Source organism: Agrococcus casei LMG 22410, assembly GCF_900163565.1.
Lineage (GTDB): Bacteria > Actinomycetota > Actinomycetes > Actinomycetales > Microbacteriaceae > Agrococcus > Agrococcus casei.
On the sequence record NZ_FUHU01000041.1, the window covers coordinates 58198 to 76083 of the forward strand.

Here is a 17886-nt window from a genome sequence, read left to right on the forward strand (position 1 = left end):
TCCAGAGCGCTTGTTGGAGTACCCATGTCCTGATGTCCAACGTGCTTCACACTACGAGTGGATTCCTTGCAACTGCCTTGCGTCACCTAGGAGGTTGCTGAGCGCGCTGCGCGGTAGTGCTGTTTTTCTCGGTCGCTGAGGCGTTCCATCGATGCTGGTGTCATGGAACCGCTGAGCGACCGAGAAAAGCGGCATGCACCGGGCAAATAGAGAACCCCCGCCTCGATGAGGCGGGGGTTCTCAGTCCCTTGCACCAAGCTGATCTCACGATTACAGCTCCGGTTGAAAGCCACAGCATTAACTTTCAACGTGTTCCCACTGTACGAAGCGTGCCTATGTCTCAGCCCTTGTGTTTGCTATGAATCGGCTATTCGAACTCGGCGGCGCTAGAAGACGTCGGGGCTGCGGTGGAGGCCGGTGCGCACGGCCACATCGGGGTGGCCGTCGAAGCGGTAGCCCTCGCCGCGCACGGTGCGGATGATGTCGGCGTAGCTGCCGAGCTTCGCACGCAGACGGCGGATGTGCACGTCGACTGTGCGTGCGTTCGGACGCTCGTCGGCATCCGAGTCCGGCCACACCAGGTCGATGAGGTCTTCGCGGGCGACCGCGCGGCCGGTGCGCAGCACGATCGACTGCAGCAGCTCGAACTCCTTGTAGGTCAGGGCGACGGTGTTGCCGTCTACCGTGACGCGGTTGCGAGCGAAGTCGATCGTGACGCCCTCTTCTTCGGGCTGCTCTTCGGCGACTTCGGATGTGCGGAGTGCCGGGTCGTGCAGCGCGCGGCGCACGACGTCGATGTCGCGTCCCCCAGCGCCGGCCGGTGCGAGGGCGACGGCGGCGTGCGTCTGAGCTGAAGGGGCGACGCGGGCGGTGTGCTCGCGCAGCTCGCGGACGAGCGTCGCGAGGTCGACGCCGTCGAGCTCCTGGGCGTCATCGCCGAGGCCGATGTAGAGCACGAAGCCGCGAGCCTCGGGCTCGGCGGGAACAGCGTGCACGTTCGGGCGCTGCTGCGCTGTGGCCTCGGTGATGTCGGTGCGGGTCTGGATATCGGTGATTGCAAGAGACATTGGGTGCCTTCCGGGTTCGGCCGGAGCTGAGCTCTACAGCCTGGGTGACGAATGAGAGATAAGAAAAACCGGCGGGATTCTCTCCGCCGGTTGCATGCAGTTCGCGTGTTCGCTGATTACTGCATGCACATTCGGCACATGCTCGACATCGGCATCACCATGCCGGACAGTCCCTTGGCGACGAAGGCGGTCGCGGGCTGCTGAATGTCAGTCATGGCCACAGGTTATGCGACCGATAACGATTCCGTCAAGCTTGTTGCGAATAACGCACCGGTTTGACGGTCAAACCGGTGCGTTATTCGCAACAAGACGAAGCTCACGCATGAGGTGACCCGAGCTATGCGTCTCGTGCTTCTCGCCGCCGTCAGTTGCCCATCCGTGTCGCTCATAGAACCGCAGGGCGCGTTCGTTGCCGGCCAGCATCCAGAGGTAGACCCCAGAGAATCCAGCTTGCGCCAGAGCAATCATCGCCTGTTCCATCAGCGCGTGGCCGACGCCAGCAGACCACGAGTCAGGGTGCGCGTAGATGCCCGCGATCTCGCCGACATGCTCCCAGCCGTCGTCGCGACCCCTGCCGAACGTCGCCCAGCCGAGCACCGCATCCGTCTCGTCGACGGCGACGACACACTCGTGACCGACCGCATTGCGATTCGGGTCGCCGTTCAGCCAGCGCTGCCAGCCGGTCGTGCGGTTCTGCACGCTGAGCCCGTCGAGCACCGAATGAGGCATGAGGCCCTTGTATGCGGCGCGCCACGAATCGACGTGCACGCGGGCCACGCCGGCAGCATCGTCGGCTGTTGCGGCGCGCACCCGCACGGTCATCGCTACTCGGCAGTGCCGTACAGGCGGTCGCCCGCGTCGCCGAGGCCGGGCACGATGAAGCCGTTCTCGTCGAGGCCGTCGTCGACAGCACCGAGCACGACGGTGAGGTTCTCGTGGTCGCCGAAGTCCTTCTCGATGCGCGCCACACCCTCAGGCGTGCCGAGGATGCAGATCGCGGTCACGTCGACGGCGCCGCGGTCGAAGAGGTACTTGATCGCAGCCGAGAGCGAGCCGCCCGTTGCGAGCATGGGGTCGAGCACGAAGCACTGGCGGTCGTGCAGGTCATCGGGCAGGCGCTCGGCGTAGGTGTACGGCTCGAGGGTCTCTTCGTTGCGGGCCATGCCGAGGAATCCGACTTCGGCAGTCGGCAGCAGAGCCGTCATGCCGTCGAGCATGCCGAGGCCTGCGCGCAGAATCGGCACGATCAGCGGCGTCGGCTCGGCGATGCGCACGCCGGTGGTCTTGGTGACGGGCGTCTGAATCTCTTTGGGCGTCACCCGCACTTCGCGCGTGCCCTCGTAGGCGAGCAGCGTCATGAGCTCTGACACGAGGTGCCGGAAGGTCGGCGACGGCGTGTTCTCGTCGCGCAGCACGGTGAGCTTGTGCGTGATGAGCGGGTGGTCGGCTACGTGAACTCGCATGCGACAAATCTACCGCGCCCGCGCATCCGCCTCGATACGCTGGTGCGCATGCGAGTCGAGCCGGCGATCGAAGCCCACATGCGGCGCGCGATCGAGCTTGCCGCGGCCGCTGCTGAGCGCACACCGGCGGATGTTCCGGTCGGCGCAGTCGTCGTCGCACCCGACGGCACCGAGCTCGCCGAGGGCGCCAACGAGCGCGAGCTGCATGCCGACCCCACCGGTCACGCCGAGCTCGTGGCCATGCGCGCCGCCGCCAGGGCCACCGGCGACTGGCATCTCGACGGCTGCACGCTCGTCGTCACCCTTGAGCCGTGCGCCATGTGCGCGGGTGCGATCGCGCAGGCTCGCGTCGCGCGGGTCGTGTTCGGGGCATGGGACGACAAGGCCGGAGCCGCAGGGTCAGTCGTCGATCTGCTGCGAGACAGGCGGATGCCCCACAGAGTCGAAGTCGTCGGCGACGTTCTCGCAGGCGAGTGTGCGGCGCAGTTGCGCGAATTCTTCGCCGACAAACGCTAGAGATTTCCGACAGCCTCGGGGGTGTCGATCAGCGAAGCCTGACGCACGATCTCAGCCCGCACCGCGTTCTGCGCCGGGTGCGAACCCATCGACTCGCGCACCGCGGTGAAGATCGTGCGCTCGGGCGCCCCCTCGAGGTCGAGGCGCCGCACCCGCGACTCCATGCCGCCGTGCACGAGCCCCGGCAGGAAGGCAACAGCGGTGCCCGACTCGACCAGTCGCACGTGCGCCTGCAGGTCGGGAGTCTCATAGCGGATGTCGGGTTCGAACCCAGCGCTGCGACAAAGCTGCACGGCCCAGTGTCGGGATGCGGCTCCGGGCTGCTCGACCACCCACGGCATATCGGCGACATCCTGCAGGCGTGTCACGTTCGCGAACGCGCCGCCCGCCGCATCCGCCGGAGGAAGCGCCAGCTGCAGGGCGTCCCGCGCGATCACCTCGCGATCGAGCCCTGTGTAGTGCGCGGTCGAGTGATGCGGATACTGCTCGGCGACCACCAGGTCGAAGGCACGCGCCCACGTCTCGCGCAGCGCCGACTTCGGCTCGTACTGCACCATCTCGACGCGCAGCTCGGGGTAGCGCTCGCGAAGCCGGCCGAGCGTCTGCGGCATCAGCGCCAGCATCGCCGTCTGAAACACGGCCACGCGCACGGTGCCCGAGATGCGCGAGTGGTTGCGATGCAGCGCGGCCTCCGCACGCTCGAGGCCGGCGAGCAGATGCTCCGTCTCGCGCACGAGCGCCCGGGCGGCAGGCGTCAGCTCGAGCTGCCTGCCCGACTTGCGCAGAAGCGGCACCCCGGCCTCGCGCTCGAGCAGGCTCAGCTGCTGCGAGACGGCGGAGGGCGTGTAGCTCAGCGCCTCGGCGACAGCCGCCACAGTGCCGCGGGTCTGCAGCTCCCAGAGCAGCCGAAGGCGTTTCATCTCGAGCACGGCATCCTCCTGCGTCGGCAAATCCAACAAGGTAGCAAAACTACATGTTTAGCGGTACAAACCTTTACTTTACTTTACGCTTCATGAGCCGCACACTGGGCGAACGCGATGAGTGATCGCGTTCGCAATGATGTGAAAGGCTTCCTGTGAACAAGGATGTCAACGTGAGCCGGCCGCAGGATCTCGCCGAAGAGGCGATCCAGCTGGTCGAGCGCTGGCTGCGCGAAGCAGCAGAAGTACCCGCCGATGCGTCGGCCGCACGACTCGCAGGCGTTCTGCAAGACCCGAACGGGCTCGACTTCACCGTCGGCTTCGTCGACGGCGTAGTGCGCCCCGAAGACCTGAAGGCAGCAGCGAAGAAGCTTCGCGCGCTGGTGCCCCTCACTCCCGGATTCCTGGCCGCGCCCCTCCGCGCAGCGGTCGCGGCCGGCGGCGTCTTCGCCAAGCCCATGCCCGGCATCGTCGTGCCCATCGCGCGTCGCGTGCTGCGCGAGATGGTGAGCCACCTCATCATCGACGCCACCGACGACAAGCTCGGCAAGTCGATCGCCAAGATCAAGACCGACGACACGCGCCTCAACATCAACCTGCTCGGCGAGGCCATCCTCGGCCAGCACGAGGCCGAGCGCCGCATCGCGGGCACCAGGCGCCTGCTCGAGCGCGACGACGTCGACTACGTGTCGATCAAGGTCTCGTCGACCGTCGCACCCCACAACCACTGGGCCTTCGACGAAGCCGTCGACCACATCGAGCAGCAGCTCGTGCCGCTCTACGAGATGGCCAAGAGCGCGTCGCCGCGCAAGTTCATCAACCTCGACATGGAGGAGTACAAAGACCTCGACCTCACGCTCGCGGTCTTCAAGCGCGTGCTCGAGCGCGACGAGTTCCGCGACCTCGAAGCTGGCATCGTGCTGCAGGCATACCTGCCCGACGCCCTTGCCGTCATGATCGACCTGCAGGAGTGGGCGGCAGCACGCGTCGCAGCCGGCGGCGCCCCCATCAAGGTGCGCGTCGTCAAGGGCGCGAACCTGCCCATGGAGCAGGTCGACGCCGCGATCCGCGGCTGGCCGGTCGCCACCTGGTCGTCGAAGCAGGAGTCCGACACCAGCTACAAGGCCGTCATGGACTTCGCCCTGACCGCCGACCGCGTGCAGAACGTGCGCATCGGCGTCGCAGGCCACAACCTCTTCGACATCGCCCTCGCCTGGCTGCTCGCCAAGCAGCGCGGCGCCGAGAAGGGCATCGACTTCGAGATGCTCCTGGGCATGGCCACGGGCCAGGCCGAGGCAGTCAAGCGCGATGTCGGCTCCCTCCTGCTCTACACCCCGGTGGTGCACCCGGGCGAGTTCGACGTCGCCATCTCGTACCTCATCCGCCGCCTCGAAGAGGGCGCGAGCACCGAGAACTTCATGTCGGCCGTGTTCGAGCTGAACGACAACCAGCAGCTCTTCGACCGCGAGAAGCAGCGCTACCTCGACTCGCTCGACGACCTCGCTGCCATCACGGCAGACGGCGACGTCGCCGACTACAGCGTTCCCAAGCCGTCGCGCCTGCAGGACCGCCGCGAGTACGACGCAGCGGGGGCGGATGCGCGAGTCGAGCAGCGCACGGCCGGCGGTCTCGAAGCCTTCGAGAACACGCCTGACACCGACCCCGACCTGCCGGGCAACCGCGTGTGGGGACGCTCCATCGCAGACCGGATGGTCGCATCCGATCTCGGAAAGACGCTCGTCGCAGAGGCGCGCGTCGAAGACGAGGCTGCCCTGCAGCAGGTCATCGAGCGCGGCATCGAGGCGTCGGCCAGCTGGCAGGCACTCGGCGTCGACGAGCGCACCCGCATTCTGCACCGCGCAGGCGAGGGCCTCGAGGCCCGCCGCGCCGAGCTGCTCGAGGTCATGGGATCCGAGTGCGGCAAGACGCTCGACCAGGGCGACACCGAGGTCAGCGAGGCCATCGACTTCGCGCACTACTACGCGGGCCTCGGCCAGGAGGTCGAGAAGGCAGATGGCGCGACGTTCGTGCAGCAGAAGCTGATCGCGGTGATTCCGCCGTGGAACTTCCCGACCGCCATCCCGGCAGGCGGCGTGCTCTCGTCGCTCGCGGCAGGCTCGGCCGTCGTGTTCAAGCCGGCTTCGGCCTCGGCTCGCACCGGCGCGATCGTCGCCGACGTGCTGTGGGAGGCCGGTGTTCCGCGCGATGTGCTGCAGTTCGTGCAGTTCGCAGACCGCTCGCTCGGCTCGAAGCTCGTCGCTGACGAGCGCGTCGACCGGCTCATCCTGACGGGCTCGTACGAGACGGCCGAGCAGTTCAGAAAGCTGCGCCAGGATCTGCCGATCCTCGCTGAGACCAGCGGCAAGAACGCCATCATCGTCACCCCGAACGCCGACTTCGACCTCGCCGCACGCGACGTCGTACAGTCTGCCTTCGGCCACGCGGGCCAGAAGTGCTCGGCGGCATCGCTCGTCGTGCTGGTCGGCTCGGTCGCCAAGTCGAAGCGATTCCGTAGCCAGCTGCTCGACGCCATCGAGTCGCTGCACGTCGGCACGCCCGACAGCCTCGAGTCGCAGATGGGCCCGGTCATCAAGGCGCCCGACGGCAAGCTGCTGCGCGGCCTCACGAAGCTCGAGCCCGGCCAGTCGTGGGTCATCGAGCCGAAGCCCATCGAGAGCGACCACCCGCTCTCGCGCGACGCAGACGGCACCACCAAGCTCTGGAGCCCCGGCGTGCGCCAGGGCGTGCAGCGCGGATCCGAGTACCACCTGACCGAGTACTTCGGCCCGATCCTCGGCATCATGACGGCGTCGACCCTCGACGAGGCGATCGACATCGTCAACGACATCGAGTACGGCCTCACCAGCGGCCTGCACTCGCTCGACCGCGACGAGCTCGAGGTGTGGCTCGACCGCATCGAGGGCGGAAACCTCTACGTCAACCGCGGCATCACCGGCGCCATCGTGCGTCGCCAGCCGTTCGGCGGCTGGAAGAAGTCGGCCATCGGCGCCGGCACCAAGGCAGGCGGCCCCAACTACCTGCACGGTCTCGGAGACTGGACGGATGCGCCGGTCGCCTCCCAGCCCCGCGCGCCTCGTCCGCCAGCCGCAGGGCTGCTGCAGGCAGCCGAGCAGGCTGGCGTCGCAGGAGCCGACCTCGAGTGGCTCGGCGAGGCGCTGAGCTCTGACGCCCACGCGTGGGACGACGAGTTCGGCACCGCCCGTGACGTCTCGCAGCTCGTCGTCGAGCGCAACGTTCTGCGGTACCTGCCGGTGCCCGTCACGATCCGCGCCGAGGCCGACGCCCCGCTGCACCACGTCATCCGCGCCGTCGCCGCAGGCCTCGCCGCAGAAGCCGCACCCAGCCTCTCGACCCCGATCGCACTGCCGAACGAGATCGGCGACGCGCTGCGGAATGCAGGCGTTGCAGTCTCGTACGACGACGAGGCCGGATGGGCGGAGCGCGTCTCGCAGATCGCCGCGCAAGAGGGCCGCAAGGGGTGGGCTCGCATTCGCCTCGTGGCAGGGGAGTCGCGTGCCGACAGCATTGCCCGCACATTCGCCGCGTCGGGCGGCAAGCCCGATGTGGCCGTGTATGGTGGCGAGGTCGTCCGCGCAGGACGCGTAGAGCTTCTTCCCCACTTGCACGAGCAGGCGGTTTCGATCACAGCACACAGATTCGGAACCCCGAACCGTCTCTCGGAGGGAGTCATCTAGCACCAGATCACGGGTGGTTTCATAACGATTCGCACTCGATTCTGCGCAGATTCGCAGAAAATGTCCCGCAATGTCGCATCCGCTGTCACGGTTGTGACAACCCTTCAGAAAGGCTGTCCATGTCCGACCAGGTGTATCTGTACATAGCGCTTGCGATTTACTTCGCGGTCATCATCTTCATTGGCTATCGCGCATACAAGAAGACGGAGGGCCACGAGGGCTACATGCTCGCCGGACGCGGCCTTCCACCGTGGGTCGCCGCGCTCAGTGCCGGCGCATCCGACATGTCCGGCTGGCTCATCATGGGTCTGCCCGGAGCCATCTACGCAGCGGGTCTGATCGAGGGCTGGATCGCGATCGGCCTCACGATCGGCGCCTACCTCAACTGGCTGCTCGTCGCACCCCGCCTGCGTGCCTACACAGAGGTGTCGAAGAACTCGATCACGGTTCCCAGCTACTTCGAGAACCGTCTTCGTGACAAGTCTCGTCTGCTGCGCATCGTCTCGAGCGTCATCATCCTCGTGTTCTTCGCGCTCTACGTGTCGTCGGGCATGGTCGCTGGAGGCGTGTTCTTCGAGAGCGCGTTCGACGGCCCCTACCTCGTCGGCATGCTCATCGTCACGGTCGTCACCCTGGCGTACACGATGTTCGGCGGCTTCCTCGGCTCCTCGATGACCGACGTGCTGCAGGGCATCATGATGGTCATCGCGCTGCTCGTCGTGCCCATTGCGGCGATCGTCGCAGTCGGCGGCCCCGGCGAGGCCATCTCGCTGGTCAGCCAGCTCGAACCGAACCACTTCGACCTGTTCGGCGGCGAAGGCCTCACGACAGCGACGATCATCTCGATCGCGTCTGGTCTGGCCTGGGGCCTCGGCTACTTCGGCCAGCCCCACATCGTCGTGCGCTTCATGGCGATGCGCAAGCCGTCAGACGCGAAGGCTGCACGCCGCATCGGCGTCTCATGGCAGATCGTCTCGTTCATCGGAACGATCATCGCCGGTCTCGTCGGTGTCGCGTACATCCACGCGAACAACATCGACCTGGCTGACCCCGAGACGATCGTGCTCGTGCTCGCTCAGGCGCTCATGCACCCGCTGATCGCCGGACTCGTGCTGGCAGCTGTTCTCGCGGCCATCATGAGCACGTTCTCGAGCCAGCTCATCGTCTGCTCGTCGGCACTCGTCGAAGACGTGTACCGCGGGCTCAAGAAGGATGCCCCCAGCGAGAAGACGCTCGTCATCCTCGGCCGCGCATGCGTGCTCGGCGTCGCCCTCGTGGCAGCGCTGCTCGCCATCGTGCCGAACGACACGATTCTCGGCCTGGTCGGTTTCGCATGGGCAGGCTTCGGCGCTGCCTTCGGTCCGGTCATCCTGCTGTCGCTGTTCTGGCGGAAGCTCACCAACTGGGGTGCGCTCGCAGCGATGGTCGTCGGTGCAGCCACGGTGTTCATCTGGGACGCATTCGACACAACGGGCCTGTACGAGCTGCTGCCCGCGTTCGTGCTGGCGTTCATCGTCGCGATCGTCGCGAGCCTTGTGACCTACAAGAAGAACGACGAGATCGAAGCGGAGTTCACCGAGACCGGCACCATGCTGGTCGTCAAGTGATCATCTGATCGACACAGAAGCGGGCCGGCACATCATGTGCGGGGCCGCTTCTTCGGTCGGTGGGGACTAATGCCAGAACACTGCCAGCAGCACGTTGATCGTTGCGAAGCCACCAGCCATGTGGAAGAATTTCTTGGCAGGGCGCTGGTTCTCGCCGGCAGCGGCGAGCTTGCGCTGCTGGATGAGGCCGATCACGGCGCCGACGAGCGCGAGGAGCGCGACGATGCCCTTGATGCCGAGCTTCATGTGGTTCGGGTCACCGCCGAGAGCCATCGTCATGCCGTAGAGGCCGATGCCCGAGAGCAGCTGAATGGCCGCTCCGATCACCATGGCCAGCATGTTCCAGTTCTCATTGCGGCGCAGGTTCGAAAGGAACGTGCCGACGAGGAGGGCGAGCCCGATGAAGTGGGCGGCGAGCAGTACAAGACGCAGGATTTCCATGCGTCCAGGCTATCTGGGAATCAGCTGAAGCTAATTGCCCGATTGGATGACGATGGCATCAGTCGAAAGTTCGACGCCGGGGTCGTCGACGAAGATGTCGGGCTCGATGTAGATGACCCGCGCATCCTTCACCTCGTCGCGCAGTTGCTTCTCGAGGGCGTTGATCGCACGCGAGATGTCGACCGCAGTCGATTGGGGAGGGAAGGCCACCTTGGCGGCGATCATGAGCTCTTCGGGGCCGAGATAGAGCGTCTTCATGTGAATGAGCGCCTCGACCTCGGGGTTGCTGTTGATGACCGAGCGGATGCGCTGCCAGTCTTCGTTCGATGCGCCTTCGCCGATCAGCAGCGACTTCATCTCGATGGCGAGAACGACCGCGACGACCACCAGCAGCGCGCCGATGAAGAGCGTGCCGATCGCGTCGAACACAACGTTGCCGGTGAGCGCGGTGAGGCCGACGCCGATGAATGCGAAGACAAGGCCGAGCAGGGCGGCGACGTCTTCGAGCAGGATGACGGGCAGCTCAGGCGACTTCGACTTGCGGATGAACGTCATCCAGCGGGTCTTGCCGCGAACCTGGTTGGCCTCCTTGACGGCCGTGCGCAGCGAGAACGACTCGGCGATGATGGCGCCGGTCAGCACGAGCATCGGCAGCCACCACATCGCGAGCTCGTGCGGGTCGCGCAGCTTGTTGATGCCCTCGTAGATCGAGAAGAGGCCACCGACCGAGAACAGCACGAGGGCGACGATGAACGCCCACACATACCGCTCGCGGCCGTAGCCGAACGGGTGCTCGCGGTCGGCCTTCTTCTTCGCCAGGCGGCCGCCCAGCAGGAGCAGCAGCTGGTTGCCGGCGTCGGCGACCGAGTGGATCGCCTCAGCGAGCATCGACGCCGAGCCCGAGAAGATCCAGGCAACGAACTTCATCACAGCAATGGCCGAGTTGGCGCTGAATGCAGCGACAACTGCCTTGGTTCCGTGGGACGCACTCACGAAAGCGAGTCTACGCCCACGGCAATCACGATGCAGCGCATACGCTGGATGCATGAACATCTCAGCGAAGCCGTCCATTGCATTCCTCGGAACCGGATCGATGAGCGGGGCCATCCTCTCTGGCCTGCTCGAGAACGCAGAGGCGTTCGGCGCCGTCTCGGCCACGACGCGCTCGGCTGCATCGCGCGACGCGCTGCCCTCAGGCACTGCAGAGTCGGTGGCGCTCGCGGATGAGCCCGGCGCCAACCAGAGGCTGGCTGCGGCATCCGACGTGGTCGTGCTGGGTGTGAAGCCCGCGCAGATCGGCGACCTCGCATCCGAGATCTCCGAATCGCTGCGCCCCGGAACCCTCGTGATCTCAGTTGCGGCCGGTATCACGATCGAGGCCCTCGAGTCGTGCCTGCCCGAGAGCGTCGCCGTCGTTCGCTCGATGCCGAACACCCCCAGCCACGTCGGCCTCGGCGTCACGGGCATCGCAGCAGGCTCGGCCGCGACCGACGAGCACGTCGAGCTGGCCCGCAGCATCTTCGAGGCGGTCGGCGACGTGCTGGTCGTCGAAGAGGACCAGATCGACCCGCTGTCGGCGATCTCGGGCTCGGGCCCCGCCTACGTCTACCTGTTCGCCGAAGCCTGGACGCAGGTCGCCCTCGACCTCGGATTCACGGCCGAGCAGGCCGCCGTCATGGTGCAGGGCACGTTCAAGGGCGCGAGCGAGCTCATGGTGCGCTCAGACGACGAGCCGAGCGAGCTGCGCCGCAAGGTCACGAGCCCCAAGGGCACGACCGAGCAGCTGATCAAGGTGCTGCAGGATGCCGAGCTCGAGCCGCTGTTCGCACGGGCGGCGGATGCGGCGATCAAGCGCGCAAAAGAGCTCGCGGCCGAGTAGGCGGTCGCCGGCCGGTGCAGCCCGGCCCCGTCACATCAGCTGCTGCAGCCCGTGGCGGTGACGGTACAGCCGGATCGTCTCGTTCAGAGCGAACGCGCTCTCCTGTGGCGACCATCCGCGAATCGCTGCCGCGTCGACGCCATGACCGGTCTTGCTGAGCCTCAGGAAGCCCTTCTTGTTCTGCTTGACCCATTCGACACCCTCTGGCGTGAGCACGAGCAGCACCTCGCGGCCCGACCATGCCGAGAGCTTCGGGTGCACCTGGGCGCCTGCGAGAAATTGCCACGGGATGGCCTTCTTGCTGCGGTAGCGAAGGCCCTGCGGCTCGAAGACGAGGCCTTTCTTGAGCTTGGCGTTGTACACGATGTGCATGACGAGCGCCGCTGCGAACAGCACGAACGTGATGGCGTAGAGCAGGCGCACGATGCCCTCCTGCACCAGGATGTTCAAGAGCGAGACGATCAGCATCATGATGCTGACGATGACCATCATGACGAAGATGCCGTTCTTGACCGGCGCGGTCGAGGTGTCATTTGCGTGGATGCGCTGCATCAGCTGCTGGACGCGGTTCATCGGGGTCCTCCTGCGGGGTGTGGGTATCGGGGTGCGAACAGGCCGTACGCGACCTGGAAGAGCTGCACCGTGTCTGCTTCTGAGAAGCCCTCTATGCCGGGAAGCATCATGTACGGCACCTGCAGCCGCAGGTAGGGCGTGGGGCCGACGAGCATCGTGTTCGGCGACGGGTTCTGGTTGAGACGAGCCTGGCCAGCTTCTGTGAGGGGCATGACCGCCAGCTTGCCGCTCACGTCGTGCTTCGTCAGGACCCACTTGTAGACCGGCGGCTGCACCTCATGCCAGGCGATCGGCCCGATCCCGCGCAGCCAGATGCCGTGCGGGTTGAGCACGATCGGCTTCTGCTCGGCGATGGGGCGATAGCGGTACAGCTGCACGATCAGCAGCATGAGGCCGGCCGATGCGAAGCCCATGAATGCGAGGATGGCACCGAACACGACGGCGAGGCCCCAGATGTCGTGGTGGCGCAGCAGGATGCCGAGGACGACCGCGACGATGCCGAAGCCGCCGATGCCGAGCAGCACGAACAGGCCGATGCGGCGACGGCCCTCCCAGGCGCGCTGGGGCCTGGACTTCGCGCCCTGCAGCATGATGCTGCCGTTGCGATAGAGGTGATGCAGCGCGCTCGGAAGCTGCTGCTGCGGGCCGCGGTCACGCATGCGGGCCTTGGCGGGGCTGTGCTGGGTGCTGCTGGTGCTGCTGCTGCTGTGCTGGGTGCTGCTGGTGCTGGCTCGCGTGCACCTGCTGCGGCTGCCGCCAGAACATGCGGTGCGCCGTCGCGAACAGGCGCATCGACTCGGCCCGGCTCATGTCCTTCACGCTCGGGGGAGCGATCGCGCGGCCGCGCCACCCGTTGAGCAGATTGCCGCCGGTCGTGCGCAGCAGGCGTCGCTGCGTCACCGTCAGGGCGCTGACATTGTGCAGGCCCGACTGCGAGAGCATCAGCGTCTCGCCGGATTCGGACTGCTGGATCGGGGCTACGTCATGCCAGGGGATGGGGCCGATGCCGGCGATGATGAAGCCGCGGGGCGCGAATACAACCGGCAGCAGCTCTTTGTCGGCGTAGCTCTTGTGCCAGAGGCGCGCGCGCCAGGCTGCCAGGCACATGCCGCCCGCCATCAGCGGGGCTCCGAAGCCGAGCGGGTTCACGAAGATGCCATTCGCGTACGCGACGATGATCATGACGACGCTGCCGACAGCCAGCCCGCCGGTCAAGACGATGAGCACCCAGAGCTGCACTGACAGGATCTTCGACCCCGGGGAGCGTCGCCCGGGCAACGTCAGGGCTCCGCTTGCCCGCAGCGCAGTGCGTGCTTGATCCAAAGTGGTGGGCATGCCCCCACGTTATGAGTGCTGCCTTGACGCTGTCTGGATGCGCTCAGTGCGTCAGCTGATCACGCCGTCGACGTACTGCCACCCCTGCTCGCGCACGAACCTGCTGCGCTCGTGCAGCTCGCCACGACCATCCGCGTCTCTGCAGTGCGCTCTGAATTCGACGGTCGCCTCGCGGTCGAACGGGCCGCCTGCGGTCTCGACGATGTCGAGGCGAAGCCAGCGGATGCCCGGGTCGAGTTCGAGAGTCTCGGGGCGGGTGCCCTGGTGCCAGCTGGTCAGCAGCCAGTCGACGTTGCCGACGGCGAACGCGCTGAAGCGTGAGCGCATGAGTGCCTCTGCGGTCGGCGCCTGGCGCTCGCCGGTGTGGATCGGCAGGCAGCACTCGCCGAACTGCAGGCCTGTTCCGCAGGGGCATCGACTGAAGGGGACAAGTTCTGCAGTCATCGTGCAATCTTTGTCGAAAAACTCTGGTGTTTGACTGTCAAACACCAGAGTTTTTCGACACTTTTAGGTGCCGAGGGCGGCGAAGCGCTCGATGTCGTTCTGATGCCCTGAGACGATGATGAGGTCGTGGTTCGACACCACGGTCTCGGGCGTTGCGTATGTGAACTCGCCGCCAGGGCTCTTCACGCCCACGACGGTCAGTTTGAATCTCGACCGCACTTTCGACTCGGCGAGCGCCTTGCCGCGCACGTAGCTCGGCGGATACATCTTCACGATCGCGAAGTCGTCGTCGAACTGGATGTAGTCGAGCATGCGACCCGACACGAGGTGCGCGACGCGCTCGCCGGCCTCTGCCTCAGGTGAGATCACGTGGTTCGCGCCGATGCGCGACAGGATCTTGCTGTGCGACTGGTTGATGGCCTTCGCCCAGATCTGCGGAATGCCGAGGTCGACGAGGTTCGCGGTGATGAGCACGCTCGCCTCGATCGACGAGCCGACCGCGCACACCGCGATCTGAAAGTCCTGGGCGCCGATCTGCCGCAGCGCGTCGACGGAGCGCGCATCCGCCTGCACGGAGTGCGTGATGCGATCCGACCACTTCTGCACGAGGGGCATGTCGGTGTCGACAGCGAGCACCTCTCGGTCGAGGCGGGCGAGCTGCCCAGCCGTGGCAGCGCCGAACCGGCCGAGGCCGATCACCAGCACCGGGGCGTCATGGGGAATGCGGTCAACCAACGAGCGGCCTTTCTTCGGGGCGGGAGAACAGTCGCGGCCGCTGCCGCGATGCGAGCGCTGCGGCGAGAGTCACGCCGCCGATGCGCCCGATAAGCATAGTGAGGGACAGAAGGGCCTTGGCGGCAGTCGGCATGTCCTGGGAAGTGACGCCAGAAGACAGCCCGCACGTGGCGAAGGCGCTGATGACCTCGAAGAGCACGAGAGACAGAGGCTCCTTCGTGATGTGCAGCAGGAGGGTCGTCATGACCGCGACGATCGTCGCTCCCCACAGCGTGACAGAGACCGCCAGGCGAAGGATGTCGGGCGGAATGCGCTTGCCGAAGGCTTCCATGTCTCGACGGCCTCGCGCCTCCGCTATCGCTGCCAAGAATAGGATCGCCAGCGTCGTCACCTTTATGCCGCCGGCGGTCGACGCCGAACCTCCACCGATGAACATCAGCATGTCAGTGATGAGCATCGATGACTGATTGAGGTTGGAGAGGTCGTGGAGCGCGAAGCCGCCAGAGCGCGTCATGGTCGACATGAACAGAGCCTGCAGAACCTGCTGCCCGGGGTCGAGCGTGCCCCACGACTCGGAGTTGCCGAGCTCGAGCAGAAAGTAGACGAGGGCGCCGAGCACGAACAGGCCGGTGGCTCCGGTGATCGTGAGCTTGACGTGCAGCGACCAGTGGCGCGGATTGCCGAGGTTTCGCAGCAGCACGAAGTAGACCGGAAAGCCCAGTGACCCGACGAAGACGCCGAGCATGAGCACCGAGAGCATCCAGGGGTCGGTCGCGTAGGGGGCCAGGCCGTCGACGGTGGGGCTGAAGCCCGAGTTCGTGAACGACATGAACGACCAGTACGTGGCCTGGTAGAGCGCCTCGAGAAACGGAACCCCTTCGAGCAGGATGCGCGGCAGCAGCAGCAGCACCAGTGCGAATTCGAAGGTGAGCACGCTGATGATCACAAGTCGAAGCAGCTGGCCGATGTCGCCGAGCCTGATCGCCTGTGACTCTGAGACGACACCGCCGCGGACGCGACTGACGTTCGTCTCGCTCGCGGCCATCAGGCGCTGCCTGAGCCCGAGTCTGCGTGCCACGACCATGCCGAGGAAGGATGTGAGCGTCAGCACGCCAACGCTGCCGACCTCGACGCCCACCAGTGTGAGCGCATCGCCGAAGGACGACCAGTGGGTTGCCATGTCGACCACCGACAACCCCGTGACGCAGACGACGCTCACTGCCGTGAACAGCGCATCCCAGAACGGAGTCGCCTGGCCGTCTGCCGCAGCCCACGGAGTCGCGAACAGCACGGCGAAGACCAGGTTGATCGCGGCGAACACCACGATCGCGAATCGAGCGGGGTACCTCGCCGCGAACGAGTTGATGCGGTCGAAGACGCTGGCATCGACGGCGACCTCGTGATTGCGGCTGCGGAGCTTGGCTGCCACCTCGTACCTTCTCTGCTGTGGGTGTGCTGGGCGCGCCTGATACTAGTCCTGTTTGAGGGCCTGCGGTGGGGGAGTTTTGCGTCTGTGTGCCCGCGAGCTGTGGAATCCTGCAAAGATGTGTGTCATGCCTGACATCTTCGCTGTCGTCGCCGACCCCACTCGTCGCGAGATCCTCGACCTGCTGCTCGATCGTCGCGCCCGAAATGCTGAGGCGAGCGTGAGCGAGATCGTCGATGCGCTCGGCGTCACCCAGCCCACAGTCTCGAAGCACCTCAAGGTGCTGCGCGAGGCCGGGCTGGCGCTGGTGCGCGAAGACGGACAGCACCGCTACTACACGATCGACGTGCGACCGCTCGATGCGCTCGACGACTGGCTGATGCCCTTCATCTTCTCTGACGACGAAGAGCACGGCGAAGCGGCGCTCGGCGCAGCGGCGTTCGCGGCGTGGGCCGATGTGACGCAGCCTGTTCGCCAGGCGGCAGAGCAGGCGCGCACGCGAGCGGCAGCGGCCCGTGAAGCCGTGGAGCGTGTTGCCAACGACCCGAAGCCGTTCGGCCAGTCGGTCGGACGCCGTGCGGCAGACGTCGTGCACGGTGCGAAGACGCGGGTCCAGGATGCGCAGGGCAGGTTCGGGCGGCACTGAGCGTTCTGTGCGGGGCCGGGCAGTGGGCATCCGACAGGCCCGAATGCGCGCTGGGCACGATATCCTGTAACATTACGAGAGTGACTTTTTCGCGGCGTACGGCCGCAGCCGTCCACGCACGAAATTAGAAGGTGAGGAACCATATGGGTTCTGTAGTCAAGAAGCGTCGCAAGCGCATGTCGAAGAAGAAGCACCGCAAGATGCTTCGCAAGACGCGCCACCAGCGCCGCAACAAGAAGTAGAGCTTCTGCAAGACGCCCCGGAGAGATCCGGGGCGTCTTCTTTGTGTGCGGGACTGGGGTGCTGGGTCTGCCGAAATGCTTGCTTCTGCCGAAACGCTTGCAGTCTGCAAGCACTTCGGCAGATTCTGCCGGTTTCCAAGCATTTCGGCAGGTTGTGCAGGCGGAGCATTCGGCGCCGCAGTCGAGCGCCGAGGCGGTCAAGTGGCGCTTGACGAGGCCCTCGGCTGCTAATTGCCTCCAGCAGGTGTCGACGTCTCCTCTGATCATGTGTACCGCGGTGCTGGTTCTCGCGATGACGTTTCGGGCACAGCTGTCACTGCGCTTCGCGGTGGGCTCGATGCGTACACGACCGCAAGGAGGAGCTTGAAGCGCGCCGATAAACGAACACTAGAAAAGTTATCACTTATCTGTTGCTTTTTACTCATATAGCACTTACCCTGAATTCGTCCATGGGGATTCAACAAAAGGAATACCATGAAGAAGAAGATTCTGGTGGCCGCCGCGCTTGCGGCATCGCTCATGTTTGCTAGCGCCCCGGCGTACGCAGGAACCGCGTATTCGTCGTTCAGCAACACGCTGCCCAACCTGCAGCAACCTCGGTTTATTGGAAGTCAGACGAAGACTTACTCGAGCATGCCTGGAAACGTTCACATCACGAACGTTGGTTCCAACTACACCGTCAACGTGAAGCTGAGAAAGAGCAACACATTTCAGTACGGCACTGAAGTCAAGGGCCTGGATGACGGTCAGTCGGCACAGCTTCAGAATTCTTTCTCCGCTGGTACGACCAACCTAGGGGTGACTTTGACCAACAGCACATGGACTTATGTCACTGTTGCGATCAGTGGCTCTTGGAGAACCAACTAGCGATCGATG

19 protein-coding genes are annotated in these 17886 nt (G+C 65.5%); 7 read left to right on the forward strand and 12 right to left on the reverse strand.

Annotated elements, in window-relative coordinates; translation table 11 throughout:
* Nucleotides 1–386: 386 nt before the first annotated feature.
* The 3 genes from CZ674_RS10135 to upp form a co-directional block, all read right to left on the reverse strand.
* A complete protein-coding gene (locus CZ674_RS10135) occupies nucleotides 387–1067 on the reverse strand; it encodes a winged helix-turn-helix domain-containing protein (protein ID WP_086992404.1) in 681 nt (226 codons plus the stop codon).
* 282 nt (nucleotides 1068–1349) lie between these two features.
* Entirely contained in the window at nucleotides 1350–1889 is a 540-nt protein-coding gene (locus CZ674_RS10140; RefSeq protein ID WP_086992405.1) for a GNAT family N-acetyltransferase, read from the reverse strand.
* A 2-nt stretch (nucleotides 1890–1891) separates the two neighbouring features.
* Entirely contained in the window at nucleotides 1892–2530 is a 639-nt protein-coding gene (gene upp / locus CZ674_RS10145; RefSeq protein WP_086992406.1) for a uracil phosphoribosyltransferase, read from the reverse strand.
* 48 nt (nucleotides 2531–2578) lie between these two features.
* Between upp and CZ674_RS10150 the strand changes: the two genes are divergently transcribed.
* Nucleotides 2579–3046 carry a nucleoside deaminase gene (locus tag CZ674_RS10150; RefSeq protein WP_234988549.1) on the forward strand — a complete coding sequence of 156 codons (468 nt, stop codon included), beginning with the start codon at nucleotides 2579–2581 and terminating at the stop codon, nucleotides 3044–3046.
* On the opposite strand, the gene CZ674_RS10155 is transcribed toward CZ674_RS10150, so the two are convergent.
* Complete coding sequence (locus tag CZ674_RS10155) at nucleotides 3043–3975, reverse strand: LysR family transcriptional regulator (RefSeq protein WP_086992407.1); 933 nt, start codon at nucleotides 3973–3975, stop codon at nucleotides 3043–3045. The genes CZ674_RS10150 and CZ674_RS10155 overlap by 4 nt on opposite strands.
* Before the next feature lie 164 nt (nucleotides 3976–4139).
* Between CZ674_RS10155 and CZ674_RS10160 the strand changes: the two genes are divergently transcribed.
* Together CZ674_RS10160 and putP are read left to right on the forward strand one after the other, a co-directional pair.
* Entirely contained in the window at nucleotides 4140–7682 is a 3543-nt protein-coding gene (locus tag CZ674_RS10160) for a proline dehydrogenase family protein (protein ID WP_234988550.1), read from the forward strand.
* A gap of 119 nt (nucleotides 7683–7801) precedes the next feature.
* Entirely contained in the window at nucleotides 7802–9289 is a 1488-nt protein-coding gene (gene putP, locus CZ674_RS10165; protein WP_086992409.1) for a sodium/proline symporter PutP, read from the forward strand.
* 66 nt (nucleotides 9290–9355) lie between these two features.
* On the opposite strand, the gene CZ674_RS10170 is transcribed toward putP, so the two are convergent.
* The gene (locus tag CZ674_RS10170; RefSeq protein WP_086992410.1) at nucleotides 9356–9730 is read right to left on the reverse strand and encodes a hypothetical protein; all 375 of its coding nucleotides are present in this window, start codon (nucleotides 9728–9730) and stop codon (nucleotides 9356–9358) included.
* A gap of 30 nt (nucleotides 9731–9760) precedes the next feature.
* Nucleotides 9761–10723: a cation diffusion facilitator family transporter gene (locus tag CZ674_RS10175; protein WP_086992411.1), complete on the reverse strand. Its 963-nt coding sequence runs from the start codon at nucleotides 10721–10723 to the stop codon at nucleotides 9761–9763.
* A gap of 52 nt (nucleotides 10724–10775) precedes the next feature.
* On the opposite strand from CZ674_RS10175, the gene proC reads away from it, so the two are divergent.
* The gene (gene proC, locus CZ674_RS10180; protein WP_086992412.1) at nucleotides 10776–11609 is read left to right on the forward strand and encodes a pyrroline-5-carboxylate reductase; all 834 of its coding nucleotides are present in this window, start codon (nucleotides 10776–10778) and stop codon (nucleotides 11607–11609) included.
* Between the two features lie 30 nt (nucleotides 11610–11639).
* Here the strand turns inward: proC and CZ674_RS10185 are convergent, their stop codons facing one another.
* The 6 genes from CZ674_RS10185 to CZ674_RS10210 form a co-directional block, all read right to left on the reverse strand.
* The gene (locus CZ674_RS10185; protein WP_086992413.1) at nucleotides 11640–12182 is read right to left on the reverse strand and encodes a hypothetical protein; all 543 of its coding nucleotides are present in this window, start codon (nucleotides 12180–12182) and stop codon (nucleotides 11640–11642) included.
* Nucleotides 12179–12841 (reverse strand): hypothetical protein, encoded by a 663-nt coding sequence (locus CZ674_RS10190; protein ID WP_086992414.1) that lies wholly within the window; start codon nucleotides 12839–12841, stop codon nucleotides 12179–12181. Before CZ674_RS10190 ends, CZ674_RS10185 begins: the two co-directional genes overlap by 4 nt.
* Entirely contained in the window at nucleotides 12834–13517 is a 684-nt protein-coding gene (locus CZ674_RS14190; protein ID WP_159456959.1) for a hypothetical protein, read from the reverse strand. The genes CZ674_RS10190 and CZ674_RS14190 overlap by 8 nt, the downstream gene beginning before the upstream one ends.
* Before the next feature lie 51 nt (nucleotides 13518–13568).
* On the reverse strand, nucleotides 13569–13961 hold the full coding sequence (locus tag CZ674_RS10200) for a YchJ family protein (protein WP_086992416.1): 393 nt from the start codon (nucleotides 13959–13961) through the stop codon (nucleotides 13569–13571).
* 63 nt (nucleotides 13962–14024) lie between these two features.
* Nucleotides 14025–14696 carry a potassium channel family protein gene (locus CZ674_RS10205; RefSeq protein ID WP_086992417.1) on the reverse strand — a complete coding sequence of 224 codons (672 nt, stop codon included), beginning with the start codon at nucleotides 14694–14696 and terminating at the stop codon, nucleotides 14025–14027.
* Nucleotides 14689–16125, reverse strand: coding sequence for a TrkH family potassium uptake protein (locus tag CZ674_RS10210; protein WP_086992418.1), 1437 nt, complete (start codon nucleotides 16123–16125; stop codon nucleotides 14689–14691). The genes CZ674_RS10205 and CZ674_RS10210 overlap by 8 nt, the downstream gene beginning before the upstream one ends.
* Nucleotides 16126–16249: 124 nt before the next feature.
* Between CZ674_RS10210 and CZ674_RS14565 the strand changes: the two genes are divergently transcribed.
* The 3 genes from CZ674_RS14565 to CZ674_RS10225 all read left to right on the forward strand — a co-directional run bounded on the left by CZ674_RS14565 (nucleotide 16250) and on the right by CZ674_RS10225 (nucleotide 17877).
* Nucleotides 16250–16768 (forward strand): ArsR/SmtB family transcription factor, encoded by a 519-nt coding sequence (locus CZ674_RS14565; RefSeq protein ID WP_086992419.1) that lies wholly within the window; start codon nucleotides 16250–16252, stop codon nucleotides 16766–16768.
* Between the two features lie 143 nt (nucleotides 16769–16911).
* Nucleotides 16912–17010: a 30S ribosomal protein bS22 gene (locus tag CZ674_RS10220; protein ID WP_086992420.1), complete on the forward strand. Its 99-nt coding sequence runs from the start codon at nucleotides 16912–16914 to the stop codon at nucleotides 17008–17010.
* Nucleotides 17011–17484: 474 nt separating this feature from the next.
* On the forward strand, nucleotides 17485–17877 hold the full coding sequence (locus CZ674_RS10225) for a hypothetical protein (protein ID WP_086992421.1): 393 nt from the start codon (nucleotides 17485–17487) through the stop codon (nucleotides 17875–17877).
* The last annotated feature ends 9 nt before the right edge of the window (nucleotides 17878–17886 follow it).